1 protein-coding gene is annotated in these 874 nt (G+C 63.7%); it reads right to left on the bottom strand.

All coding sequences use genetic code 11. The features are described 5' to 3' along the window. Positions 1-874, bottom strand: an 874-nt coding sequence (locus tag OOJ60_RS24505; RefSeq protein ID WP_077897443.1) for a TCR/Tet family MFS transporter, incomplete at both ends; no start/stop codon positions are given.

Below are 874 nucleotides of genomic sequence, written 5' to 3' on the forward strand. Positions count from 1 at the left end.
CTCCAAAGCCCGCGACGCAGCGCCGGCAGGCAGAGCAAGTAGAGGGCAGCGCCTGCAATCCATGCCCACCCGTTCCACGTTGTTATAGAAGCCGCATAGATCGCCGTGAAGAGGAGGGGTCCGACGATCGAGGTCAGGCTGGTGAGCGCCGCCAGTGAGCCTTGCAGCTGCCCCTGACGTTCCTCATCCACCTGCCTGGACAACATTGCTTGCAGCGCCGGCATTCCGATGCCACCCGAAGCAAGCAGGACCATGATCGGGAACGCCATCCATCCCCGTGTCGCGAAGGCAAGCAGGATGTAGCCTGTGCCGTCGGCAATCATTCCGAGCATGAGTGCCCGCCTTTCGCCGAGCCGGGCGGCTACAGGGCCGGTGATCATTGCCTGGGCGAGTGAATGCAGAATGCCAAATGCGGCAAGCGAAATGCCGATCGTGGTCGCGTCCCAGTGAAAGCGATCCTCGCCGAAAATGACCCAAAGCGCGGCCGGCACCTGTCCGACAAGTTGCATGATGAAGAAGACCGCCATCAGGGCGGCGACGACGGTCATGCCCCGGGCCCACCGGAACGAAGCGAGCGGGTTGAGAGCCTCCCGGCGTAACGGCCGGCGTTCGCCTTTGTGCGACTCCGGCAAAAGGAAACAGCCCGTCAGGAAATTGAGGCCGTTCAAGGCTGCCGCGGCGAAGAACGGAGCGTGGGGGGAGAAACCGCCCATCAGCCCACCGAGCACAGGTCCCGCGACCATCCCGAACCCGAAACAGGCGCTCATGAAGCCGAAGTGCCGCGCGCGCTCATCGCCATCAGTGATATCGGCAATATAAGCGCCGGCTACCGCCCCAGTCGCCCCGGTGATGCCGGCCACGATCCGCCCGATAT

The sequence above is a fragment of the Citrobacter sp. R4 genome (assembly GCF_026719175.1).
Classification (GTDB): Bacteria; Pseudomonadota; Gammaproteobacteria; order Enterobacterales; family Enterobacteriaceae; genus Citrobacter_A; species Citrobacter_A sedlakii.